Annotated in this window: 28 protein-coding genes; 27 read left to right on the forward strand and 1 reads right to left on the reverse strand. The window is 74.5% G+C overall.

Features of this window, described 5'->3' with window-relative positions:
- Nucleotides 1-31: 31 nt before the first annotated feature.
- From ACWDRR_RS22245 to ACWDRR_RS22370, 26 genes are all read left to right on the forward strand, one after another.
- Nucleotides 32-2161, forward strand: coding sequence for a chromosome segregation protein ParM (locus ACWDRR_RS22245; RefSeq protein WP_449773921.1), 2130 nt, complete (start codon nt 32-34; stop codon nt 2159-2161).
- A gap of 84 nt (nt 2162-2245) precedes the next feature.
- Complete coding sequence (locus tag ACWDRR_RS22250; protein WP_449773922.1) at nt 2246-2440, forward strand: hypothetical protein; 195 nt, start codon at nt 2246-2248, stop codon at nt 2438-2440.
- A 157-nt stretch (nt 2441-2597) separates the two neighbouring features.
- Entirely contained in the window at nt 2598-3359 is a 762-nt protein-coding gene (locus tag ACWDRR_RS22255; RefSeq protein WP_449773923.1) for a hypothetical protein, read from the forward strand.
- A gap of 56 nt (nt 3360-3415) precedes the next feature.
- Nucleotides 3416-3736 (forward strand): hypothetical protein, encoded by a 321-nt coding sequence (locus tag ACWDRR_RS22260; protein ID WP_449773924.1) that lies wholly within the window; start codon nt 3416-3418, stop codon nt 3734-3736.
- Between the two features lie 123 nt (nt 3737-3859).
- On the forward strand, nt 3860-4531 hold the full coding sequence (locus ACWDRR_RS22265) for a hypothetical protein (RefSeq protein WP_449773925.1): 672 nt from the start codon (nt 3860-3862) through the stop codon (nt 4529-4531).
- A 72-nt stretch (nt 4532-4603) separates the two neighbouring features.
- Entirely contained in the window at nt 4604-4939 is a 336-nt protein-coding gene (locus tag ACWDRR_RS22270; RefSeq protein ID WP_449773926.1) for a hypothetical protein, read from the forward strand.
- Between the two features lie 119 nt (nt 4940-5058).
- The gene (locus tag ACWDRR_RS22275; protein WP_449773927.1) at nt 5059-5328 is read left to right on the forward strand and encodes a hypothetical protein; all 270 of its coding nucleotides are present in this window, start codon (nt 5059-5061) and stop codon (nt 5326-5328) included.
- Between the two features lie 2 nt (nt 5329-5330).
- Entirely contained in the window at nt 5331-6137 is an 807-nt protein-coding gene (locus tag ACWDRR_RS22280; protein WP_449774017.1) for a DUF6919 domain-containing protein, read from the forward strand.
- Nucleotides 6138-6234: 97 nt separating this feature from the next.
- Entirely contained in the window at nt 6235-6903 is a 669-nt protein-coding gene (locus ACWDRR_RS22285) for a hypothetical protein (RefSeq protein WP_449773928.1), read from the forward strand.
- Between the two features lie 92 nt (nt 6904-6995).
- Nucleotides 6996-7715, forward strand: a complete 720-nt coding sequence (locus ACWDRR_RS22290; RefSeq protein WP_449773929.1) for a hypothetical protein — start codon at nt 6996-6998, stop codon at nt 7713-7715.
- Between the two features lie 72 nt (nt 7716-7787).
- Nucleotides 7788-9200 (forward strand): hypothetical protein, encoded by a 1413-nt coding sequence (locus ACWDRR_RS22295; protein WP_449773930.1) that lies wholly within the window; start codon nt 7788-7790, stop codon nt 9198-9200.
- Nucleotides 9201-9331: 131 nt separating this feature from the next.
- Nucleotides 9332-10057: a hypothetical protein gene (locus ACWDRR_RS22300; RefSeq protein WP_449773931.1), complete on the forward strand. Its 726-nt coding sequence runs from the start codon at nt 9332-9334 to the stop codon at nt 10055-10057.
- A gap of 85 nt (nt 10058-10142) precedes the next feature.
- Entirely contained in the window at nt 10143-10700 is a 558-nt protein-coding gene (locus ACWDRR_RS22305; RefSeq protein WP_449773932.1) for a hypothetical protein, read from the forward strand.
- 271 nt (nt 10701-10971) lie between these two features.
- Nucleotides 10972-11982 (forward strand): DUF4097 family beta strand repeat-containing protein, encoded by a 1011-nt coding sequence (locus ACWDRR_RS22310; protein WP_449773933.1) that lies wholly within the window; start codon nt 10972-10974, stop codon nt 11980-11982.
- 116 nt (nt 11983-12098) lie between these two features.
- Nucleotides 12099-12350, forward strand: coding sequence for a hypothetical protein (locus ACWDRR_RS22315; RefSeq protein WP_449773934.1), 252 nt, complete (start codon nt 12099-12101; stop codon nt 12348-12350).
- 268 nt (nt 12351-12618) lie between these two features.
- Nucleotides 12619-13620, forward strand: a complete 1002-nt coding sequence (locus tag ACWDRR_RS22320; protein ID WP_449773935.1) for a hypothetical protein — start codon at nt 12619-12621, stop codon at nt 13618-13620.
- Between the two features lie 81 nt (nt 13621-13701).
- On the forward strand, nt 13702-14373 hold the full coding sequence (locus ACWDRR_RS22325) for an NUDIX domain-containing protein (RefSeq protein ID WP_449773936.1): 672 nt from the start codon (nt 13702-13704) through the stop codon (nt 14371-14373).
- 134 nt (nt 14374-14507) lie between these two features.
- Nucleotides 14508-15590 carry a DUF6919 domain-containing protein gene (locus ACWDRR_RS22330; RefSeq protein ID WP_449773937.1) on the forward strand — a complete coding sequence of 361 codons (1083 nt, stop codon included), beginning with the start codon at nt 14508-14510 and terminating at the stop codon, nt 15588-15590.
- Nucleotides 15587-16432, forward strand: coding sequence for an AAA family ATPase (locus ACWDRR_RS22335; RefSeq protein ID WP_449773938.1), 846 nt, complete (start codon nt 15587-15589; stop codon nt 16430-16432). Before ACWDRR_RS22330 ends, ACWDRR_RS22335 begins: the two co-directional genes overlap by 4 nt.
- Before the next feature lie 74 nt (nt 16433-16506).
- Nucleotides 16507-16968 carry a DUF4326 domain-containing protein gene (locus ACWDRR_RS22340; RefSeq protein WP_449773939.1) on the forward strand — a complete coding sequence of 154 codons (462 nt, stop codon included), beginning with the start codon at nt 16507-16509 and terminating at the stop codon, nt 16966-16968.
- Nucleotides 16969-16971: 3 nt separating this feature from the next.
- Entirely contained in the window at nt 16972-17661 is a 690-nt protein-coding gene (locus tag ACWDRR_RS22345; RefSeq protein ID WP_449773940.1) for a hypothetical protein, read from the forward strand.
- A gap of 47 nt (nt 17662-17708) precedes the next feature.
- Nucleotides 17709-18152 carry a hypothetical protein gene (locus ACWDRR_RS22350; RefSeq protein ID WP_449773941.1) on the forward strand — a complete coding sequence of 148 codons (444 nt, stop codon included), beginning with the start codon at nt 17709-17711 and terminating at the stop codon, nt 18150-18152.
- Nucleotides 18149-18574, forward strand: coding sequence for a hypothetical protein (locus tag ACWDRR_RS22355; RefSeq protein ID WP_449773942.1), 426 nt, complete (start codon nt 18149-18151; stop codon nt 18572-18574). The genes ACWDRR_RS22350 and ACWDRR_RS22355 overlap by 4 nt, the downstream gene beginning before the upstream one ends.
- Nucleotides 18571-19446, forward strand: coding sequence for a hypothetical protein (locus ACWDRR_RS22360; RefSeq protein WP_449773943.1), 876 nt, complete (start codon nt 18571-18573; stop codon nt 19444-19446). Before ACWDRR_RS22355 ends, ACWDRR_RS22360 begins: the two co-directional genes overlap by 4 nt.
- Nucleotides 19447-19576: 130 nt before the next feature.
- On the forward strand, nt 19577-20368 hold the full coding sequence (locus tag ACWDRR_RS22365) for a hypothetical protein (protein ID WP_449773944.1): 792 nt from the start codon (nt 19577-19579) through the stop codon (nt 20366-20368).
- A 96-nt stretch (nt 20369-20464) separates the two neighbouring features.
- A complete protein-coding gene (locus ACWDRR_RS22370) occupies nt 20465-20704 on the forward strand; it encodes a helix-turn-helix domain-containing protein (protein ID WP_449773945.1) in 240 nt (79 codons plus the stop codon).
- Between the two features lie 154 nt (nt 20705-20858).
- On the opposite strand, the gene ACWDRR_RS22375 is transcribed toward ACWDRR_RS22370, so the two are convergent.
- The gene (locus ACWDRR_RS22375; protein WP_449773946.1) at nt 20859-21494 is read right to left on the reverse strand and encodes a hypothetical protein; all 636 of its coding nucleotides are present in this window, start codon (nt 21492-21494) and stop codon (nt 20859-20861) included.
- A gap of 446 nt (nt 21495-21940) precedes the next feature.
- On the opposite strand from ACWDRR_RS22375, the gene ACWDRR_RS22380 reads away from it, so the two are divergent.
- The gene (locus tag ACWDRR_RS22380; RefSeq protein WP_449773947.1) at nt 21941-22480 is read left to right on the forward strand and encodes a RapZ C-terminal domain-containing protein; all 540 of its coding nucleotides are present in this window, start codon (nt 21941-21943) and stop codon (nt 22478-22480) included.
- Nucleotides 22481-22571: the final 91 nt, after the last annotated feature.

Below are 22571 nucleotides of genomic sequence, written 5' to 3' on the forward strand. Positions count from 1 at the left end.
CCCACCCTGCTCTGTGAAAGGACTTCCCCCGGTGGCCCTCGCCGTCAAGCTGGAACGCTCCCTCTACCTGGCGGCCGCTCCGTTTCTCGGCGCGGCCGCGAACCTGCCCGACCACCCAGCCATCGGCACCACCGTCGCCTCCGCCGGCGGCATCGGCGTCGCCGCCTCCCTCATCGTGGTGTGCACGGAGAAGGACAGCGCCGGCCGCTGGCTGGTGCGGCTCGCTCCGCTGACCCTGGCCGCCGCCGTCGACTACGCCACCTACCGCATCCCCGGCTGGGGATGGGACGCGGCGCTGGCCCTCGGCTGGGGGGCGCTGTGCTGCGCGGTCGTGCCGATCGCCCGGACCACCGGCCGCCACCGGCGCCGCCGCAAGGTCCTGGCCGCCGTCCCGGAGGCGCCGGTGCTCACCGCCGCGGCCCCGGAGGCCGTGCCGGAGCCGGTCGCCGACGACGGCGCGGACCCCTTCACCCAGGGCGTGAGGCTGCTGTGGAAGCGGGCAGGCGATCCGGCCCGGACCCACGTCGTGGTGGCCACACCGCACCCGGGCAAGCCCCACGACTTCACCATGTTGCTGCGGGCCAACGAGCCGGGGCGCCCGATCAGCGGACTGAGCGAGGCCGACGTCGCCGCCGCCTGCGGCGTCCACGAGGACGACGTCAAGTTCGTCTCGACCACCCAGATGGCCGGCCGTCAGGCCGGGCCCGGCTGGCAGGAGGTCGAGGTGATCCCCGACGAGCGCCGCCGGCGCCGCACCAAACCCACCGTCGCCGAGTGGTGGGAGGACGGGATTGGCCAGCACGCGATCCCCGGCTCCAAGTACACCAACCAGGTCCGCAAGCACGAGCGGGGCGTCACCTACTGGATGGCGCAGCTGCCCGACTCCGCCGGCGAGCCGCGCGTCGACAGCGTGGCGCTGGCCCGAGCGCTGGGAGTCCGGCACGAGGAGGGCCGGGTGTTCGTCACGTTCGAGGGCCGCCACGTCCTGGTGGCGGTGTGGGACGAGTCGCCGCTCGCCAAGTTCTACCCGGCCACGCGCGAGCTGCTGACCCCGGACAAGAACGGCTGGTACACCACCGGCGTCCTGGCCAACGGTCAGCCGGCCCGCAACCGGGTGCACACCAACCGCGGTGCGGCCCACGGCCTGTACGTCGCCCCGTCCGGCGGCGGCAAGACCCAGCTGATGGCACTGTCGGTGTGCGCGCAGGCCAACTGGGGCGCCGTGATCTGGCTGGTCACCGAGGCGCCGGATGAAAAGACCGCCGCGCTGGGCGCGCACGTCAACCGGTACGGCGTCGGCGCCCTGTACATGGTGCGCGCGCTACGGGCCATCGACGCGCTCATGGAGATCCGCGGCACGATGCCGTGGGCCGACGGCAAGGTCCACGACTGGGAGGCCGGGAAGCCCGGCTGCCCGTACCGGCCGCTGACCGTGTTCTGGGATGAGTTCCTGTCGGCGGCGAGGAACGAGGAGTACGGCGCGGAGATCATGGACCGGGCCGAGTCCGGCACGGTGAAGGGCCGCAAGTACGGGATCGGCGAGCACGTTGCAGGTCAGAGCGTCTTCGTCCAGGACGGGTTCACGCAGCTGCTGCTGGAGAACATCCGCGAGAACTCGCCCGCCCCGGTGGTTCTCAAGGTGGCCGCGAAGAAGGTCCTGGAGATGTTCAAGACCCTCGGGGTCGCGCCCGACGACATCCCGGAGCCGCTGCCGCGGTCGTTCTCCCCGGAGGCGGAGGGCCGGATCGACCGGATCCTCAGCGGCGAGGCGGAGCCTCCCGGCGACGACAACACCGGCGGCGTCGGCTGGATCGTCCCGCGCTCCAAGCCGGAGGTCCTGCGCACCCTCTTCATGAACTTCAACGAGCCCATCGCCCATCTGTTCCCCGACGAGGTCTTCGGCCTCACCCCCCACGAGATCGCCGAACTCGAAAAGCGCGACCTCTGGTTCGACTGGAACGAGCCGCCCCGCCCGGGCGAGTTCGGCGACGACGACCTGGAGGAGGACGACGCCTGGATCGACGACGAGCCCAAGCCCACACGCAAGAGCGGCCCCAAGACGGGCGGCAAGGGCGGCGGCAAGGAGCGCCCGATCCCCGGGCGCAGCAACGTCCGCTCCCCCGATGAGGCCCTGGCCGCGCTCCACAAGCTCGGCCGCTGACCCCCGCGGGGCGGGGCCGCGACACCGCGGTCCCGCCCCGGCCACCGCAATTCCCGCCCCTGCTTCCGTTCCTGGAGTCCAGCCGTGATCGTCTCCGTCTCCCTCGTCGCCGTCTCCGGTGCCCTCGCTGGCTACCAGCTCTGGCGCCACCAGGTCCCGTACTGGAAGGCGGCCGTCTTCACCGTCTTCGGCTTCTGCCTGGCCCAGACCGCCATGGCGCCGTCGATCGGCGACGCCCTGCGCGCCGTCACCGGCTTCTTCACCAACCTGGCCGCCTGACCGGCACACCCCAAACCAGCCACGGGCGCGCCCCGAGACGGGCGCCCCGGGCACCGAAGGCCCGTGCCAACCGGCCGGCGCCGACAACCGAACACCCCGCGCAGGGCGCGCCGACACCGGTCGGCGCGCCCTGCACCATCCCCGGAAGGACAACCCCGTGCACACCGACCCCTTGGCCGACCTGCTCACCACCGACCGGCTCGCCGCCTGGCGGTCCCCGTCGGCCCGGCCGAGCACCGAGACCCTGTTCGACGCCGCCGCGGGCACCGTCGCGATCGGCCGCCACCCGGACGGCGGCGACGCCGTCCTGGAGCTGTACAGCTCCGAGGGCGCCACCCCCGCCACCATCACCGGCCTCCCCGGTGATGGTGGCGGGATCGGCACGCTGCTCGACACGTTGTGGGACGTCGAGCAGGCCACCGCCCTGGTCGAGCCGTGGGCGGTGGACCCGGGCGGCGCCCACACCGCGCACCGCCCGCCGACGCGGTGCGCGGACACCGCGGAGCGCGCCGTCGAGCTGCTGGCCGAGGCCCGCGAGCTGGTCCTCTCCCGCGTCCACGGCGGCCTCCTCCAGCCCACCCTCAAGGGCTACCGGCCGACGGACGCCCACCCGCTGGTCACCCTCACGGTGGTCGGCCTGGCCGACCTGCTCCGGCAGGACCGGCGGATCGGACGGGAGCTGGAGGTCATCGCCCGCTGGGCCCGCCGCGGCGGCCTGAGCCTGCGTTCGGCGGACCGCCCCGACACGGCCGTGCCCGGCCTGCTGGGCCAGATCCTGGCCGGCGGCAGCCGGATCGAGCTCCTCGCCGGGACCGGGAGCAGCGGCCAGGACCAGGTCCTGCCCGGCACGGGGCTGCTCACCCTGCCGTTCGGCGAGCCGGTCCTGTTCCGGGCCTGGCCGCCGATGCCCGGCGCGTGAACCCCGCCCCGCCGCACTCCACCCGACCCGCCCGCCATCGAGGACAGGAGCCGCTCATGCGACCCGACCCCACCACCCTGCAGGACACCGGAACCGACGACCCGGCCACGGACCTGACCGACGTCACCCTCACGCTCACCGACGACGTCTCCGACCACCAGGAACGGCGCGAGCTCACCCAGACGCAGCTGACCGACCTGCTGCTCGCCTTCGACGACTGCGAGGACGGCTCCGAGGGCGTCGACGAGCAGGTCGAGGTGTCGCTGGAGTACAAGCCGGCCGAGTACGGCGGGCGCCGCTGGCGTGGGACCCGCAGCTTCGCCCCGCAGGCCGCGCATGCGGTGCTGGCGGCCTTCGAGGCCGGCCCCCTGGTCTGACCGGACGTCGGGACCAGCCGAACCCCGTCGCGGGCGGGGCCCACCGACCGCTTCACGGCTTCGGGCCAGGGCCCCGTCCCGCCGACCCCTCACCCCCCAGACCCGCCCCCGAAGGAGTCCTCCGTGTCCACCACCAACAGCAGCCCCGAGAACGGCCAGCTCCTCGACCCGGCCCGCGTCAACCTCCTGGAGCCCGGTTACACGGCCGCGCAGATCGACGGACGGATCGTCGCAATGGCGGTAGGCCGGGACCGCGACGACGACGTCGACTTCGTGCCCGCGATCGTCGACGGCCAGCCCGGGGCCGTACCGGTCCTCGACGTGACCGCCTTCCTCGACGCCGCCGAAGCGCGCAACGCCGCCCACCGCGAGGCCATCGACGCGATGACCCCCCCGGCCGCGCCGGCCCCGCCGGTCGCCGACCCCGGTCTGCCGCGGGCGGTGCGCGAGTACATCCTCTACGGCTCGATCGCCTCGCTGGCCGCCGGCGGGGCGATGTGGATGATCGGCGCCGCCGTCGCCGAGGTCGCCCCGCACGCCGACAAGCTCGGCGAGCTCCTGAAGTGGGCCGCGGTCCTCGTCGGCGCCGTCGTGCTCGGCGTGGCCGGCCTGCTCGGCAAGCTCCGATCCGTCACCACCCAGGCGGCCTCCGGCACCTCGCCCGCCGCGACGGCCAGCGGCGAGGGGGCCACCGCCACCGGCACCGTGCTGGCCCTCGTGCACCGCACCCACACCACCACCATCGGGCGCCAGTCCGCCGGTTGGCGCGGCTACATCACCAACCACAACGGCTGACCTGAAGAGCGGCCACCCGCACTTCGGGGCCCCGTCCGCCGGCCCTCTGCATCCGATCACCAGGAGACCACCGTGCCTCACCCCGAACCCGAACCCCTCTGCCCGGACTGCCAGGTCGCCATCGGCGAGCACCACCACGACGGCTGCGACACCGCGCACTGCGCGCTCACCGGCCGCCAGCGCCTGACCTGCGGCCACGGCGAAGACGACGAGGCCTGCCGCAGTACCTGGAGCGGCCTGTGGCCCGGCGACGCCGAATGCCGCGAATGGGACTGGTGGGCGCGCGAGGTCCCCGGCATGGGCCTCGTCCCCTGCCCCGCCGACGCCCCCGGCGCCAGCGAGGACACCAACCGCCTGGTCACCGCCGCCCGCTGGGACCCTGCCGCCCAGCGCTACCAGCGCATCTGACCGGCCGCCCGGCTTCGCCCCCGGCCCCGCGCCGCCCGCCCGCACACCAGCGCGGCAGGCGGCGCGCCCCTCGGGGGCGTTGCCGGCCGACCGGCCGACCGGATCCTCTGGAGGAACCCGTGACCACCACCGCTCTCTCGGCCCCCGTCGGGGCCGCCCCGACCGCACAGGGCCCCGACATCGAGTCCATGACCACCTGCGGCGACTGCGGTACCGGCATCGACCCCGGTCCCGCCAACCAGTGCGGCACCAGCACCCGCGACGGCGCCGTGGACGGCTGCGGCCGGCACTTCTGCAGCCAGCATCTCTGGCTGGACGGCGTCCTGACGCCGCAGCCCCAGAACTGCTCGCCCTGCCTGAACCGGCGCGCCCTGCGATCGGCGGCGTGACCATGCCGAGGCAGCACCTGTGGATGTCCCGCGCCGACCGCCGCGCCTGGGGGGCCGCCGCATCCCTGGCCGACCTCGGCCGGCTGACCGCCCGCTGGCTGGAGGGCACGCTCGCCTCCCAGCCCGGGTACGTGCCGAACTTCGGCCCGGACGAGGAGACCACCCAGACCCCCGGGCTGGTGCGGGCCCTGGCCCTGTGCAACCGGTCCGGGTACGTCACCGACTGCTCCCAGCCCGGCCTGTCCGAACCCGACCGTGACCTGGACTGGTGGACCCAGCGCGAAGCCGTCTCCGGGATCACCGACGACCCGGACGTCCTCGCCGCCCTGCGCGAGGCCGCCGCCCGGCACGGCCTCCTCTACATCGAGCACGGCCCCGGCACCCCGGCCGGCCCCCGGCGCGAGCGCATCGCCGTGACCACGTGCAACGGCGAGGCGTACACCTGGGTCGGCGGCTGGATGGCGCCGGAGGATGTCCGCTTCCGTTGGAAGGGCGCGGGCGAACAGGCGGTCGCGGCCGCCGAGCGGGCCTGGCAGGTCACCCTCGCCAACCCGGACTCCGGCCCGAGCCGCCTCCTGCTGACCGCCCTCGTCGAGGCCTTCGCCGACCCGGCTGATGCCCGGTGCGTGCGCTGCGGCTGCACCGAGGACGACCCGTGCGAGGGCGGCTGCGTGTGGGTGCCGGAGCTCCTGCTCCTGGAGGACCTGTGCAGCAACTGCGCCGTGGACCACCTCGCCGAGCAGGCCACCGCCGCCGACGACGGCCAGGACCACGCCGACACCGCCGGGCCCGCCCCGGCGGCCCCGTAACCCCCGATCACCGCCGCCACGCCACCGGCAGGGGCGGGAACCGCCCACGCGCCTCCGCCCCGCCGCAACCACCCCGCACCCCGAGGAGATGCCTTCGATGAAGTCCTGGAACACCGACCGCCACCTCATTGCCGACAGCGACCACGCCACCGTCACCTTCACCGGCGGCGCCGAGCTCGTCCTCGCCGACTGGGAGACCACCGAGGCCGCCCCCGACCGGGACGGCCGCGTCTACGCCACCCTCCGCGGCTGGATCGCCAACACCGAGGGCAGCGGTACCCACACCGACCCCTACACCCGGCCCATCGAGGCCGGCCGGGCGCAGCTGGTGCTCGCCGAACTGCGCGGCCGCGAGCCCCTGCAGGACCTGCCCGTCCAGGTCGACATCCGCAGCACCGGAAAGCCGCACCCGAACACCTGGGACCACCCCGGCTACCTGTGCACCCTCACCTGGCCTGCCCGCCGCGTCGACGCCGACGGCAACCCGGTCCTGGAGACGGAGATCGGCTCCACCCGGTGGACCGATCCCGACAGCGGCCGCGAGTGGGACCTGACCGCCGCCTACATGCCCGAGGGCGAGCCGTACAACCCGCTCGGCTTCGTGTGGCGCCACTACGACGGCTGGAGCGGGGGAGTGCCGCAGCTCCTCCCCTTCTATAGCGGCAACCACGGCCCCGCCTACGGCGCCGGCTCCGCCCGCCTGCTCACCGACGGCCGGTGGGCCGAGGCCGCCGAAGCGCCCGCCATCACGGCCCGGGCCCGCTGAACCAGCCGCCACCTTCGCCCCCCCGAGCGGGCCCGGCCCTCCCCGGCCGGGCCCGCTTCGCACACCGAGCCACCACCGACCCGGAGCCGACCATGACCACCACCAACCCGCCCTCCACCGAGCCCAGCCCGGCCACCGGGCCCGCCCGACGCACCCTCAAGGCCGCCACCCGCGAGGGCTGGGGCCGGGCGACCGCGCCGGGCGCGTTCCTCGACCGCCGCCGCCAGGACGTGCGCGACGCCCTCGACCACGGCTGGCGCGCCGGCGCCCGCTGGGTCCGCCTGGCCACCGGTCTGATGATCCTTCTCGGCGCGACCGCCGCAGCCGTCGTCCTCTGCTCGGCGGTCCGGCAGGTCCTCGCCGCCAGCGGCGCCGGCACCTGGCTGGCCGTGATCACCCGCACCGTCACCGGGCCCGTGCACCACTACCTCGCCGAGCACACCGCCGGCCTGCCGCTCAGCGGCGCCGACGCCTACCGGCTGTGGGCGGCCACCGGCCTGACAACCGCCGTGCTGTCCTTCGCCCTTCGCTCCACCGCTGCCCGGCTCGCCTGGGCCGGCTGGTCGGCGGGCACCCTGGCGGCCGTCTGGCAGGCCAGCCCGGACGGCGGTCGCCCTGTCGCCACCGCGCTCACCGCTGCCGTTCTGGCCGCCGTGTGCGCCCCGGCCCTGCGCGGCCTCGCCGTCTCCCTGCGCCCGCGGGTCATCGTCCACGACACCCTCACCGTCGTGCTGACCGCCCAGGTCTGCGCCTGCCGGCGGAGTGCCCCGGCGGTGCACCTGGTGGTGCCGGCGCCCCGCACCCGGTCCTGAACTCCCCTGCAGTCCGCGGGGCCCGGCGGACCGCCCGCCGGGCCCCGGCCCACCCTCACCCAGGAGTCACCCGTGAACGCCCTGCTCTCCCGCGCCGTCAACCTCGCCGCCGTGAACTCGCCCTCCGCCCGCACTCTCGTGATCGACTTCGACGGGGTCATCCACCCGGAAGGGCCGTGGGACGGCGGCCGCATGCGCGGCGCGCCCCTGCCCGGTGCCGTTGACCGGATTCGCGCGCTCCTGGACGGCGGCTGGCGCATCGCGGTGATCACCGCTCGGGGAAGCGATCACCACGAGACCGTCGCCCAGTACCTGAGGGACCACCTGGACCGCAAGGTCGTCCTGCGGCCGGGGGAGGAGATCAACTACTGGACCACCGAGCACGTCATTCTCGTGGGCAACACCAAGCCCGGCGCCATCGTCTACGTGGACGACAAAGGCGAGCACTTCACCGGCTGGGACACGGCTCTCGCGGGACTGCCCGACTCGCCGGACGACCTGCCCCGCCTCGCGCTCCCGGCGCAGCGCCGAGGGGCCGGGCGCAACCATTGGTGGCTGCTCCGGGCGCCGTTCAACCCGTCACCAAGGTTGGTGCGCGCCGGTGAAACCGCAGGTCAAAGCATTGGTGGGCGCCGTGTCCGAACCGGTATCCGCGGCGAGTCGTCCACCAAGGTTTCCACCAATGCTCACGGGCTCCACTGGGGTCACCGGCCGCCGACGTGGTGGCCCGTCAGCCCCGGGAGCACCCTGCCCATGATCGTGAACCACGTGCCGACCGCCACCGAGCGCGCCCGGCTCGCCGCCCTCGGAGCCGCTCAGAACCTCGCCACCGTCGCCGGTGCGGCCGCCGCCGGTCTCGCCGTCCACCGCGCCCTGCGGGGCCGACGCCCCGCCGACGAGCGGATCACGGCGACGGCACTCGCCGCGATCGGCGCCGCCGTCCTCGCCCAGGAGATCCTGGACACCGCGCTGGCCCCCCTGCGCCGCTCCGCCCTCGACCGCCACCCCGTCTTCGTGGCACCGCACACCTCGCCGGTGGCCGGCGGCGAGGAGGCGGAGGCCGGGGCGCAGCTGACGATGCGGGACATCGAGAGCGCAGCCTGCGTTGCCGCCGCATACGACGCGCGGATCAACGCCGCCGGCATCCTGGGTGTCGACGGCCCGCTGCGTGAGCGCGCCCAGTGGGCCGGAGCCCCGGACGGGTCGGCCACCCTCGACCTGCCGTTCGGCGCGGTCCTGCGCTACCGGCCCGCCCGCTCGCAGGACGGAGTGCGCACTGCCGTGCCGTGGGAGGAGCGGTTCACGGTCAGCTCCGACGGCCGGGACACCACCGTCCAGACCGGCGCCGACGTGCTCGCCGTCCTGGAGCCCCTGGCCGACGGGCAGACCGAGCCGGCGGCTGCGGCCATGGCCCGGGCGGCCGCCGAGCTGGAGCCCGCCGCCGAGCCGTATGTCGTCTTCCGCCCGGCCAACCGCCTGGCCTAGGCCCGCAGCCCGCCGTCGACCGCCCGGCGGGGCCCGTGCGCCCCGCCGGCCCACCCCGGACCGATTCCCGCCCGCCCACGGCCGGCCGGACGCGCGGCCCGCCCGGCCGCCGAACACCTTACGGAGCACTGATGCACCCGCACATCGTCGCCGGGATCCTGGAGCGCTCCCTGCACACCTCGCTCGGCGCCGAGCTCACCCGCGCCGCCCGCGGCAGCGCCCAGCTGCTGCGGGAGCTCACCCGCCAGAGCTTCGAAGCGCTGCGCGACCACGGCGCCCGCAGTCCGTACCGCCCCACAAGGGCCGAGCTGCGGGCCGTCGCCGCCGCCCACCGCAGGATCGCCCTCGCACCCGTCACCGACCCCGTCGCCCTGGCCGACGCCCTGGAGCGCGCCGCCGACCGGCTCGACACCCACACGTACGGCCCGGACACCGGCCGGCCCGGCCAGGGCATCGTCGCCGCCGTCGAGTACCACACCCCGGACCTGCGCCTGCGCTACGACGTCCTGACCGTCATCGCTCAGCACCTGCCCGAGCCCGGCATGACCATCACCGCCTGGGAGCGTACGGCCGAGCCGGGCCGCGTCCTGGCCGCGGCGCTGTTGCGCTCCCTCGCCGCCCGCCGCGTGGCCCCCCGCTATCCGCGGCCACCCATCGAGCCGGCCCCGGGCACACCCGAGCCGCTCGACCCGTTCGACGAGACCGATTCCTGGACCGTGCACCCGGCGCCCGACCGCCGCGTGCACACCGACCGGCGCAGCCTCTTGCGTGCCTTCCAGGAGGCCGCCGCCGGTACCACCCACCCGCACCTCTCCCGGATCTACCAGGACCGCGCCGACGCGTTGCGCGCCCGGTAGGTCCCGTCCCGGCTGGGCTCGGTTCCGGCCGCCGGGCAACATCCCGCCCCAGCACTTCCCGCGTCCCACCCTCACAGGAGGCCCGGTGACCACCCACGCGAGTCCCGTCAAGCCTGTCATCGTTCTTCCCGTCACCGTCGACACCCCGCCCGACCAGCTCCAGGAGACGATCTTCCTCCTGGCCCAGGCCCGGGGTCGCCTGGACCTGGCACTGCCCGACGGCACGGTGGTCAGCTACCACCCCGCTGCTGCGGGTGCCCGTGTCCGCCCGCTCGCCGCCGGCGACGCCGCCGTGCTCGGCGCCTACGGCGAGCTCCTCCCGCTCCCTCTGCTGCTGCGGCGCTCGCAGGAGGCCTTCCATCTCTGGCAGTCCGCCGGGGACCGGGCCGGTACGGCGATCGGGGGCACCGGCGCCGACCTGTCCTCGGTGCAACTGGAGCACGCCTACCTGTTGGCGCACGCGGTGGCGCTGGACGTCGCGTCGCTGCGGGACGGCGCGGAGCCCGCTTCGGTCGACGATTGCGTGGAGGCGGCCAACGGCCTGCGCCCCCTGGCCGGCCTGGCCCCCGCCGACGGGGGAGAGGCCCTGTCCTGGCTCCGTTACACCTACGCCAGCGGCCGGGCCGGTGCCGTCCAGGCCTGACACCCTGCCGGATCGTCTACGGGCCGGGGAAGCAGCGAGCGCCGACCCGGTCGGCACGCCATTGGTGCCGACAAAGCAATAGGCACTGAAATGGTGGCCACTGATTGCATGGCCACCATTTCGGTGGCATAGTTGGGGTGTCAGGGCGCGGACCTCCACAATCCGCGGCCCGCCCCTTGTTGCCGGCGCTGCGCTCACCGCACCGCGACAACTCCTGCCTGTCCGCAGGCGCCGAGCCCCAGTCCAGCCGGGGCAGAACCGAGAGGCACCCATGACCACCGAGAACAACCACATCTCCCAAACCCCTGGCTCGATCCGTGTCGAGATCGAGGTCCTGAGGGGCATGGTGACCGTCGGCACCAGTCCCGGCGTCAGCCGTGCCACCGTTGCCGTGCACACCGCGGACACCCAGGGCACGATCGCCGACGCCGTGATCGGCACAAGGTTCGTCGAGTACGGCGACACCCTGAAGGTGAAGATCCCGAGCACCGACGACAGTGAGGCGTCGATCGCGGCCCCGCATGTCGCCGCGATCGGCCCCTCCAGGGCCACGTCCCGCGTCAGGTGGAGTGGCACCGGGAACCTCCGGACTTTCGGCGGGGTCCGGAACGCCGTCGAGTCGCCCTTCGCCGCCCCGCACGCCGCCGCTTTCGGCTCCTCCACGGCGACGTCCCGCGTCAGGTGGAGCGGCACCGGGGTCCGGAGCGCCGTCCTCTCCCAGAGCGGCCTCGGGAACGTGCAGATGGACGACGGCACCCTCTACATCAACGGAGTTGCCATCGTCCGGGACGGCGTGGTCGTCGTTCCGGAGGGCACCCGGGTCAACGGCCTGCCTGGCACCATCCGCGTCGACATCCAGCTGCCGCCCGGCAGCGAGGTCGCCTTCACCAGCAGCGGCGAGGCCTCCCTCACGCTCAACGGCGACTTCCGCCGGGTCGAGGCCGTCCTCGCGGACGGGGCGCTGTCCGCCGCCCGGGCGGACATCGGCACCGCGACCGTCAGCACCATCACCGGTGACATCGCCCTCGGGCACACGCGCGACAGCGCGGTCCTGCACTCCGACACGGGCGACATCGACGTCCACCGATTCGGGGGCGGCGAGCTCACCGCGACGACCACCACCGGCGACATCGACATCCGCACCCAGTCCGGGGTGAACCGGCCCGCGACCGTCACCCTGAACACCGTCAACGGCGACATCAACACCAACGGGCTCACCCGGGTCCCCCAGGTCCGTCTCACGGCGAACTCCCGTACCGGCAAGACGCGCCACCGCATCTGAGCCACCTCGGGGCGGCCGACTGAGCTGGCCGGCCACGCGGCCGCCCCGAGGCACCGGACCCGATCCAGACGGCCGGGACCCACCACCATGGTCCCCGACTGATCCGGAGAAACCCAATGACCGCCCCCGACAACACCCCCGCCCGCCGCGAGCAGCCCGACACCCCCCAGGGGCGTCTGGCCGCCGCGGCCAAACAGCTGGACCTGGAGATCGCCGCAGCCCAGCGGAAGTACTGGCTCGCGGTGAAGGCCGAGATCGACGTCAGCTCCCAGAACGAGGTCGCGGCCACCATGAAGGTGAGCCGTGAGCACCTGCGCCGGAACCTGAAGCGCTGGACCGGCCCGGAGAGCGGCGAAAGCGCCGGCTGACCGCGGCCGAACCCCGTGTGGTGCCCGCCCCGGCGGGCACCACACCGCAACCCCGACAGACTTCGGGAGCAACCCTTCGCAGGGCGCCCCGCACAGCGGCCGCCGCCCGCACCATCGGCCCAGCCGCCCCCTCCGCCCCAGCCGCGCCGACCAGCCGGCCGCGGCGCAGCGAGCGCGCGGACCCGGCACCACCCCGCCCCCCTTCGCACCTCACCACGGCCACGTCGACCGGCAGGCCGCCCCTGCCCACACCCAGCCGAAGGCCGCCATGACCATCACCACCACCCTGCGGGCCGCCGAGCTGGCCCGGATCCTGGACCAGACCGCCGCCCACCGCCGCACGCCCACCGACTGGAGGCCGGGCTCGGTTACGCTGCTCGACGCCGACCCGGCCCGCCTGCACGCCGTCACCACCTCCCGCTACACCCTGGCCGTCGCCAGCGCCGCGCTCCGCGACCCGGACAGCGAGGAGAAGGGCGAGGTTGGCGAGCCCTGGAGCACCACCCTCCAGGGCGACGACGCGGACAGCCTCGCCGCCTGGGCCCGCAACCGCGGCTACGACGAGGACGTGCGCCTGATCGTCGCCCCCGACCGGCTGGACGCCTTCACGCTCACCAGCAGCCTGCGCGTGCCCGTCAGCGCGGCCAAGTTCCCCCTGCGCGGCGGCTGGCGGGCGTCCCTCGCCGCCCGCCTGAAGCCCTCCACCGGCACCGCGCCGAAGCCGATCGCCCTCGACACCGCGACCCTGCGCCGCTGGAAGGGCGTCGGCGACTACGTGTGGCTCGGCGTGTCCGAGCACGACGGCAGCCTCCTGGTCGTGGGGGAGGACTTCGTCGGCGTGCAGGCGCCGGTGGCCATGGGCTGGCAGGCGCCCCTGGCCCACGCCTCTGCGGCGGCCGACGGCCGCCCGGTGGAGGTGCTGCCGCTGCCCGACGGCGACGACGAGTTCTCCACGATCCGGTGGGAGATGCTCCGGCGGATGGTGGTCGCCGACGAGGCGATCAAGGACGCCCGCCACGTCGGTGACGGTGCGCTGGCGGACGCGGTACTCGCGGTGGCCGGCTCCTCCCACGTGGCCGTCCGGGCCCTGCGGGCGCTGGAGGAGATCGACCCCCGACGCGCGCACGAGCTCGCCGCCGCCATCTCCGACGAGCTCGACAGCGGCGAGTTCACCGAGGCCGCCTTCGAGACCGCTGCGGCCCTGAACCTCGACCCGAGCGCGTGGATCGCCCAGTACAACGCCTCCAGGACCGCCCCCCAGGAGTCCTGACCCCCAGCCAGCCAGCCAGCCGCCCCGGGGCACGGTGCCCCTGGGCTCCCTGAGGAACCACACGACCAGGAGGAATCCTTCATGGACCCCTACAAGCCCACCGACGTCACGCCGCCGGAGCTGCTGCCGCAGGCCCTGGAGACGAAGGTCCCCGGCTGGGCCGAAGCCGCGTCGACCCCGGACGCCGTGACCAACTGGCCCGCGCGCCAGGCCGCCGCGATGGTGCGGTTCGAGCTGGACGCCCGCGGCTTGCCGCTCAACCCCGCCGGCCGCACCGGCAAGATCGGCCGCCGTCTCGGCAAGTGGGGTGAGAACGCGGCGGCCGACGCGATCGTGGTCGCCGGGACCGGCGCGGACCGGCAGGTCCTGCTGATCACCCGGGACGACATCGGCGTCGCCGCGACGCCCGGCGGCATGATCGAAAAGAAGGACAAGACCGTCGAGGACGCCCTGCTCCGCGAGCTGCTGGAGGAGACCGGCGTGGACCTGAGGAACCATCAGCCGGTCATCCTGGGCCGCCAGGTCGTGAACGACTGGCGCAACACCGACCAGGCCTGGGTCGCGTCCGCCTACGGGCTCATCCAGCTGCCCGCCACGGTGCCCGCCACCGGCGCCGACGACGCGCGCGACGCGGGCTGGTGGCCGTTCGCCTCCCTCGACCAGCTCGAAGCCGCGATCACCGCCGACGGACGCACCCTCTACACCGCGCACCGGCCTCTGCTGCAGGCCGCCCTGGACCACCTCGCCCAGTAGCGGGACGCCGTCCGCTCGGGGACCGGCCACCGCGGCCAGTCCCCGAGCGGACGGCACGACCCCGACTCCGGACCCGCAGCCTCTGAACCGGCCGTTCGGAGCTCCGACACCCGCACACCGAGAGGACCCCGTCGATGGCGATCCACGAACCCGAGTCCGCCGCACCCGCCGGCGCCCGGCCCCGGCAGAGCCAGGGCACGTCCCTCACCGACGCGGCCCGCTCCCTGGCCGACCGGCTGGAGGGACGCACCGCAAACCCGCCCGCCGAACCGCTGCCCCACGTTCCCTTCGGCGCGTCCCCGGGCCCCCGGGACGTCCTGGCCGCCGCGAACCGCGCCGGCCTCCTCACCGTCGCCGCCCAGTTCGGCGCCGCCCCCGCCGCCGGCCCCGACGGCCAAGTCCGCGCACGCCGCGCGGCCGTCACCGTCCTCGTCACCGACCCCGGCCTGCGCCGGCGCCTGACCGCCGCGGCCCGCGCCACCGGACTGACCGTCACCGACTACGGTTTCCCGCCCTTCACGCCCCGCTACGGCTTCGGCGGCGTCACCGTCTCGCTCTGCGACGGGGAACCCGAGGCCGAGTTCGGCCCCCGGCGGGACCGGTCCGGCCTGCGCCACCTCCTGCCCGGCTGCCACCCCGACGCCCTGCGCGAGGCCGCCCGATCCCGGCAGATCACCCTCGCCGACCCCGAGTGGGGCCGCAACGACCGGCTGTGGCCGCTGCTGACCCGCCTCGCCCCTCCCACCCGAAAGGCCCCGCGGATGCACCACCACCACCGCATCGACCCGCGCACCACCCTCGTCACCTACGGCGCGAGCGCGCACCTGGACGACGACCTCCTGGGGGAGCTCACCGACGACGTCGAGGACGCAGTGCTCGCCAACGTCGAGCAGGTGCTGCGCCTGCTGGCCGAGCCCGGCGCCGGCCTCGACCTCGACCAGGCCCTCCAGGCCCTGAGGTCCCTGCGCCACCAGCCGCAGGACGCCCCGGAGCCGTCGACGGCCCCCGCCGACCCGCTAGACGCCTACAACCACGCGGCCCGCCTGGCCATGGTGCTGACGGCCGCTCTGGGTGACTTCCAGGCCGGGCTGATCCGCGGCATCGAGCCGGGCATCTCCCGCACCCTGTTCCTCCAGGGCCTCGCCACGGCGGCGGCCGCCGCCCCCCTCGAAGGCACCACCTTCCCGTTGCGGGGGACGACGGAGGCCGGTCAGTGAGCACCGAGGAGACCCGCCGCACCTTCGCCGCCCTCGGGCTGCCGCAGGACTGCCTCCTGGTTCTTCTCGGCATCTCCGGCGCCGGGAAGACCACCCTGGCCGCCAGCCTCTTCCGCCCGGCTGACGTCCTCAGCGCCGATCGCCTGCGCGACGTACTCACCGGCGACGCGGGAGACCAGACTGTCTCCGGCACCGCCTGGAAGCAGCTCCACAGCCAGCTCGACAGCCGACTGCGACACCGGGTGCCGACCATCGTCGACGCCGTGAACAGCGAGCAGTGGGTACGACTCAACCTCCTCGCCCTCGCGCGGCACCGTCGCACACCGGTCGTCGCTCTGGTCGTCGACGCCGACCTCGAAACCGCTCTCGCCCGCAACGCCGCGCGCGAGCGCCGCGTGCCGCCGGACATCATCACCGCCCAGCACGAAGAACTCACCAACGGCCTGCCCGGGCTCGTGGCCGAAGGCTTCACCGCCGTACACCGCGCCCGCGACCTGCCCGTCCTGGACGTCGTCCTGCAGCGCAGCGCCGCATGGGAGGACGCGAACCCGGAGCGCCACATCGAGCGGGTCTTCGGCCGCGACCTGGCCCAGTTGTTCACCCGTCACGACGGCAAGGACGAGAGCGGCTACCGCACCGGTGCCTTCGCCGTCGGCGGTCACGAACTGCTGATCCGGTGGACCGACGAGGACGACCCCGGCGAGGTCGACCACCAGGTGCGGATCGGCTGCCCGATTTGCGGGGGACCGGCGTGGGTGTCCGTCTTCTCGGCGACGGACTTGCGCGACGCCGTCCTCGGCTCCCTGCCCTACGCCGCCCGCTGCCCGAACAGCTGCTCCTGACATCCCCCTCGCCGGTGCGGCCCGCCCCCGGGCCGCACCGGCCCCTGGCCCGACCCGACCACCCGGGAGACCTGTTGAACATCCTCGCGACCGACCCGGCCGCCCCCGGCACCGACCACTCCCAGGCCCTCCCGGCCGCACCCGCGTCCGCCCCGGCCCGCATCCAGCGCCTGCGCACCAAGGGCTGGCGCGCCCCCGACGGCGCCGCCTACGTCGGCCGCGGCAGCGTATGGGGCAACCCCTGGCTTACCGGCGAGAGCCGCGGCTGGACCGTCCTGCCCGGAGGCTGGATCGACCGCCGCCCGCACGGCCCGCTCTCCGCCGAGCAGGCCGTCGCGAGCTTCCGCAACTCCCGCACCCACGACATCGAGTTCCTGCGGACCATCCGCGAACGGCTGGCCGGTCGCACCCTGATGTGCTGGTGCCGCGTTGGCGCTGTGTGCCACGGGGACTGGCTGCTGGAGGTCGCGAACAGCACGACGCCCCTGGAGAAGCTCGTGGACCACAGCCCCAAGCCCGACTTCCTGGACGCCTGACCGATGGGAAACGACCTCCACTTCGCCCACCAGGAGCCCGAAGGGCCGGGCCTGCCCGGCCCCGTGGACCCCGACCGGCCGACCCGGCTCACCGACGAGCAGATCACCGAGCTCCGCGACCGCGCACGCCGCGAAGCCGGGCCGTTCGTGAACCCGGCGCTCGTCCACGCCACGCGGTACTTCCACAACCGCGACTGGGCGGCCGCCGTCACCGGCACCGCGGACTTCTCCATCGGCCACTGGCCGACCCTGTACCTGCTCCACATCGCGATGCAGGCCGAACCCGAGCCGCCGGTCACCCGCGCCCAGCTCGCCGACCACGCCGCCGCCGAGGAGCGGGTCCGGACGGCGGAGACGATGCGCGTCCTGCGGGAGCAGCGCACCGCCGAGCGGCACCGTGCCGAAGCCGACGAGTGGGCCGTGGCGGTGCGCGGCTGCCTGGTGAAGGTCGTCGTGCGGGAGAACCGCCACGGCCGGGTACGCGGCGGAGCCCGCGAACGCCTGCGGCACGTCGTGCCGATCAGCGAGGCCGCCTCGGGGCGCGGCCGGCGCCACCTCGCCGGCCGCGCCCTGTGCGAGACCCCCAACCGCGCCAGGCCGCTCCAGCTGGTGGACGAGCCGGTCGACGAACCGGCGACGTGCCGGCGCTGCCTGGCCTACGTCGCCCAGATCCGCTCGGACAGGGCCGCTTGACGGGCCGGCCCCGACCCCTTCTCCAAATCCTCCCGGAAGGACCCGTGATGACGACATCACCCGACCCGCTGACCAGCGCGAAAGCGCTGTGGCAGAACCTGATCGAGAACCAGCCCGCCGTCGCGGCCGCACTCGCCATGCACCTGCGCGCCCTGCCCGACACCTGGGCCCAGCGCGAACTCGGCGTCGCCCGCCCGCACGCCGCGCTGGAGCTGCAGCCCGTCAGCCGCGTGCCGATGGAGATCGCGCCGCACTCCCAGCACTGGGAGGAGTGCCCGGCCTGCGACGAGGCCGAGGGGCTGTGTCGCTACCACACGGGCCTCGCCACCGGCTACGAGGAGTTGCACCGCCCACTCCGGGAGGTCTGCGCGGCCGATCCGGCGGTGACCGTCGCGGCCGTCCTGATGCGCCTGGAGGAGGCGGACGAAGCCGCCGAGAACGGCGTGCTGGCCGCCGCCGTGGCGCAGCTGATCGAGGAGCAGCAGGGATGACGACGCCCGACGCGCCGACGGCCGACGCGCCGACCGCCGACGAGGCCGTGGCCGGCCTCCTGCCCCCGCCCGCGTGCCCGGACTGCTCGGGCTGCACCGCCCCGCTGTCGGTCGGCGGGGAGCTGGTCTGGGGATGCCCGTCATGCGGCCGCCGTACGTACGGCAGCGGCGACGAGAACGACGACGACGACCTGCCGTCGTACACGGAGACGGGCCCCGACGGCTCGGTGTTCGTCTACCACGGGAACGGTGAGCTCGACATCGAGGCGACCGCCGAATGGGCCTCGCAGGACTATGCGGACGAGGGCGGAGACGAGGACCAGGACGGGGGCGGGGACGGGGCGGATGACCCGCACGCCGGGTGCTTCGAGCCGCACCGCACGGCCGACGGCCTCGTCGACTGCGACAGGAGGGCGCTGTGACCGAACTCCCCGCGCCGAGCCGGACCGTGCCCGCCGGCCCCGCACCCACACAGGCGGGCGGTGACGGTCCGCCGGATGGAAGCCCGCGTGCGAGCACGGCGGACGGACCGCCGCGCCTGGACCGGGCCGAGGCGTACGCCGAGGTCGTCCACCGCATCTACTGCGACCGGCGAGCCACCCCGTCGGCGCGGGAACTGCTGCTCGCCGTGGCCTACGGTCTCTTCCTCGCCCCCGGTGTCGAGAAGGGCCACGTGCTCAACCGGGCCGCCCGGGTGCTGGGCCGCGACGCCATCGGGGCACCCCGCTTCGAGCGCCTGGTCGCCGACGACGCCCCCCGCTACGAGCCGCCCAGCGAGGCCGGCGACCGGGGCCCGAGCCAGGCGCCGGGCTGCGAGGCCCCGCGCCTTCGTCCGTACGTGTACCGGCCCAGGCCCACCGCCCCGGCCGACAACGACGAGGCTGTCGTGCCGCTGCGGCGCCCTCCCGCCCCGGTCGTGCACGTCCCCCCGGGCTACGTGCCGCCGGTCGACTTCCGCAACGAGCGCAAGATCTGCGGCGCCGACTCGCACCACCGAGTGCTGGAGCTGGACCCGCGCACCGGATGGACGACCGCGCACTGGTACTGCCGGCGGCATGCCGACCACGCCGAGCGGGTCACCGAGCAACTGCGCGAACAGAACGCCGCCGCACCCCCACCGATCCCCAACCGCGGCGGCCTCCTCCCCGTGTTCTTCAAGGCCCCGTGGGAGGAGGTCTACCGGCGGCACGCTCCGGCCACCTGGTCGCCGCCGGCCTACGGCCTGTCGGCCGACGACTGGCCGGACCCGGGCAACCCGCCGCCGGCTCGCCCCCGCCGCCTGCGGGCCCTGTGACCGCATCACCGTTCTCGGACCGGGCACCCCCCGGCCCGAGAACAAACCCCTGGACCGCAACCGACTGCCTCCCCCGGTGCGGCCCCGGCCGCACTCATCCCCTGACCGATCCGACCGCCCAGGAGCCCTCGTGACCCTCTTCGCGACCAACCCGCTCACCCCCGACACCGGCGACGGCCAGACCGCCTACTCCGTGCGCGCCCTCGCCACCGCCCGCCAGCCGATCAGCATCGTCGTCACCGGCTCCACGGACGCGGCGCCCGACATCGTCCACTACCACCCGGAGAGCGACCCCGTCACCGAGGCGCTCGCCTGCGCAGCCGTCCGCCACGCCTACCCCGACCTGCCGTCCGTCGGCCGGCTCATGTCCGACTACGCGATCGAGTACCACCAGCGGGAGCAGGCCGTCGCCGCCGAGCGTCGCCTGCCCGGCACAGTCGACCTGGACCGGATGCGCCAGCACGAGTACACCGCCCTGCTGTTCCGGGCGGTCGCTCTGGACATCGTGGCCCTGCAGAGCCCGCGCGACATCCACAGCGCCGCCCAGTGCGCCGCGGCCGCCAACAACATGCGCCGTCTGGACGGCATCGGCGTCGCCGAGCAGGAGACCGCCCGGACCTGGCTTCGGGTCACCTACCGCGCCTGGCTCACCGAGGGCCCCCACCCCTGGGACTGCGCGGGAGGCTGCGGCGGGCAGGGGTACGTGATGACCTACATCCACGAGGACGGCGTCGCGGTCCACCAGGAGCCGGACGCGTGCGACCGCGGCAACCCGGCCCTGCCCCACCCGCAGGACTGCGCCGCCTGTGGGGGCACGGGATTCACCGACGACGACGGCTGGTCCCAGTCCTGCCTTGGCTACGTGGAGATCGAGGCCGACGTGGTCGGCGCCCCCGACGACGACCCGTGGGCCCGGCCCTGAACGGCGTCCGGCCGGGTGCCCGCGGCCAATCGTCGCGCGCACCCGGCGGCGTGCCCCTGCCTGACCGCCCTTCCGCGACCGACGTGCCCTACCGTGATGGGCGAGCGCTCACCCGACGTCGAGGAGAACCCGCCCCGTCTCGGCGCCACCGACGAGGCGACGGGTGCCGTGCGGCTCCCGCTGACCCAGCTGGAGCTGGCTCAGTGGGTGGGTTCCTCCCGCGAGGCGATCGTCCGCACACTGGGGCACCTGCGCGGGAATGGCATCGTGACCACCGGGCACCGCACGATTGTCATTCACGACCCGGAGGCATTGCGCGCCACGGCGCCCGCCTGAGCACGTCCCGCACCGAGCGGCCGGACCGACCAGGAGGGCCCGGCCCGCGCCCCTAGCGGGTTTCACCGCATAAGCCCGTCGATCGTCGGCCTTCGCCGACCGGTCGGCGGGCTTTCGCGTGCTCCGGTCCTGCTGCGGGTGCCGGGGCGGGCCGTCAGTCGGTCTCCAGGAACCTGCGCGTACGCGCCCGCTTCTCCGCGTCCAGGGCCGCGGCGATCTGCGGGTGCTGCACGTCGAAGGCATCCAGCCGCGCAAGGGCCTCAGAGAGCCTCGCCTCGTTGGCCGGCTGCTGCACGCGGTAGTAGTGACCCGGCTCACCGCTGTCCTCGGCGCGTTCCCGCTGCGCGTCGTCGGCTGCGGCGATCGCGTTGGCCGCACCCTGGAGGCCTGCCCGCTTCGAAGCCAGGGCACTGCCCTCGGGCGTACGCAGGACCGCCGTTTCGGCGGCCTCCGCCGCTTGCAGCTGCTCCTGGTCCCGACGCCAGGTGACAAGCTGCTGCCCTTCCGGGGACGCGGTGAAGGCGGCCTCGGCCTCGGCGCCCAGCGCCTTCAGCCGCTCGGCTTCGGTGTCGCTGAACCACACCGGGACCGTACCGGCGATGAGGTGCGTGCCGCCCTCGGGCCGCTGCGTCTCGGGGACGCCGCGTTCGTGGGCCTCCTGGAGCCAGCCACTGACGATCGTCCGGCCGGCATCGTCCACGGCGGTGTAGGTGACGGCGCCGAAGGCGGTGATCAGGGGTCGGACGTGGGCAATACGTCCGTCAGTGAGCTGCTTGACGAGGGGTTCCATGGGATCTCCCGGGGTGAAGGCGTCGGCGAAAGCCCCCGCCCGGAGCGGGGGCCGTGCATGGTCGAGACCCTCACCCCGGCAGCCGTGCCGGGCTCCGGCCCACCGATGCCGTGGGCGTGCCACCCCAGGGCGCAGCGTCCCGGGACCGCGGTGGTCGCCACCGCGGCCGCCATCGTACGACGCCGCGCGGACATTGCGGCGCACCTGCCGGACACGGCCCGCACCGGCCATCGCCCACGGGGCCGGCGGCCTGACCCTACCGTGGTCACCGAGGCCAACTTTCCCTGCCGGCAAGGGGGAAGACGCAGGCCGAAGAGGAAACAGGAAACCTCGGGTTGCCCTTCCCGATGCTGCGCGGGCGCGATGAAATGGGTTCGTTCCCAACCGCTCCCGCCGGCATCCGGCGGTCGCAGCGATCCCCGAGCTCCGAAAGGCTGTGCACAACCATGAGCATTCTCGCCGAGCGTGACCGTCTCCTCCTCAACCCGGAGGGCACCAAGGTCCGCTACGGGAAGGACTGGACCGTGCTGCGCGGCACCGTCGTGAGCTTCGGCTACGGCCACCGCCAGTTCTCCGGAGCTCGCCACGACCTCTGCGTCCCCGCCGAGTGCAGGCATGTCCCGCGCGCCGACCTGACCCTCGACGCCACCGTCCAGTACTACAACCCGCACCGTGACCCCCGGATGCGGACGCTGACCGGCCTGGACGACGCGGTGCTGCAGCAGGTTCTGGACACCCCCGGCGCCGTCGGCGCCATCGACCGCGGCGTGTCGTTCGCCGTCGGTCTGCTCGACGACGTCGCCAACCGGAAGTTCCGCCAGGTCCGGCTCGCCGTCGGCTGCGTCGGGGGTCGTCACCGCTCGGTGGCGATGGCGGAGGAGATCGCGCACCGCCTCTGGACCTGGCACGGGATCACGTTCGACGTCGCCCACCTGGACGTCGAGAAGGGTCTCCTCCAGAGCCGAGACCACGGACTCCGTGCCTGACGGTGGCCGAAGCCCGAGCGGATCCCTCCCGCACGCCGAGCCGGACTTCCCCCGCGGCCGGAGCGGCGCCCCCGGCGGTCCTGCGATCGCC

It is taken from the genome of Kitasatospora sp. NPDC003701 (assembly GCF_053587085.1).

Excerpts from the sequence above, each read along its gene's own strand:
- ACWDRR_RS22260 (WP_449773924.1), top strand. The coding sequence starts at position 3,416 with ATGCGACCCGACCCCACCACCCTGCAGGACACCGGAACCGACGACCCG.
- ACWDRR_RS22280 (WP_449774017.1), top strand. The coding sequence starts at position 5,331 with ATGCCGAGGCAGCACCTGTGGATGTCCCGCGCCGACCGCCGCGCCTGG.
- ACWDRR_RS22285 (WP_449773928.1), top strand. The coding sequence starts at position 6,235 with ATGAAGTCCTGGAACACCGACCGCCACCTCATTGCCGACAGCGACCAC.
- ACWDRR_RS22290 (WP_449773929.1), top strand. The coding sequence starts at position 6,996 with ATGACCACCACCAACCCGCCCTCCACCGAGCCCAGCCCGGCCACCGGG.
- ACWDRR_RS22300 (WP_449773931.1), top strand. The coding sequence starts at position 9,332 with ATGCACCCGCACATCGTCGCCGGGATCCTGGAGCGCTCCCTGCACACC.
- ACWDRR_RS22310 (WP_449773933.1), top strand. The coding sequence starts at position 10,972 with ATGACCACCGAGAACAACCACATCTCCCAAACCCCTGGCTCGATCCGT.
- ACWDRR_RS22315 (WP_449773934.1), top strand. The coding sequence starts at position 12,099 with ATGACCGCCCCCGACAACACCCCCGCCCGCCGCGAGCAGCCCGACACC.
- ACWDRR_RS22320 (WP_449773935.1), top strand. The coding sequence starts at position 12,619 with ATGACCATCACCACCACCCTGCGGGCCGCCGAGCTGGCCCGGATCCTG.
- ACWDRR_RS22325 (WP_449773936.1), top strand. The coding sequence starts at position 13,702 with ATGGACCCCTACAAGCCCACCGACGTCACGCCGCCGGAGCTGCTGCCG.
- ACWDRR_RS22330 (WP_449773937.1), top strand. The coding sequence starts at position 14,508 with ATGGCGATCCACGAACCCGAGTCCGCCGCACCCGCCGGCGCCCGGCCC.
- ACWDRR_RS22345 (WP_449773940.1), top strand. The coding sequence starts at position 16,972 with ATGGGAAACGACCTCCACTTCGCCCACCAGGAGCCCGAAGGGCCGGGC.
- ACWDRR_RS22350 (WP_449773941.1), top strand. The coding sequence starts at position 17,709 with ATGACGACATCACCCGACCCGCTGACCAGCGCGAAAGCGCTGTGGCAG.
- ACWDRR_RS22355 (WP_449773942.1), top strand. The coding sequence starts at position 18,149 with ATGACGACGCCCGACGCGCCGACGGCCGACGCGCCGACCGCCGACGAG.
- ACWDRR_RS22370 (WP_449773945.1), top strand. The coding sequence starts at position 20,465 with ATGGGCGAGCGCTCACCCGACGTCGAGGAGAACCCGCCCCGTCTCGGC.
- ACWDRR_RS22375 (WP_449773946.1), bottom strand. The coding sequence starts at position 21,494 with ATGGAACCCCTCGTCAAGCAGCTCACTGACGGACGTATTGCCCACGTC.
- ACWDRR_RS22380 (WP_449773947.1), top strand. The coding sequence starts at position 21,941 with ATGAGCATTCTCGCCGAGCGTGACCGTCTCCTCCTCAACCCGGAGGGC.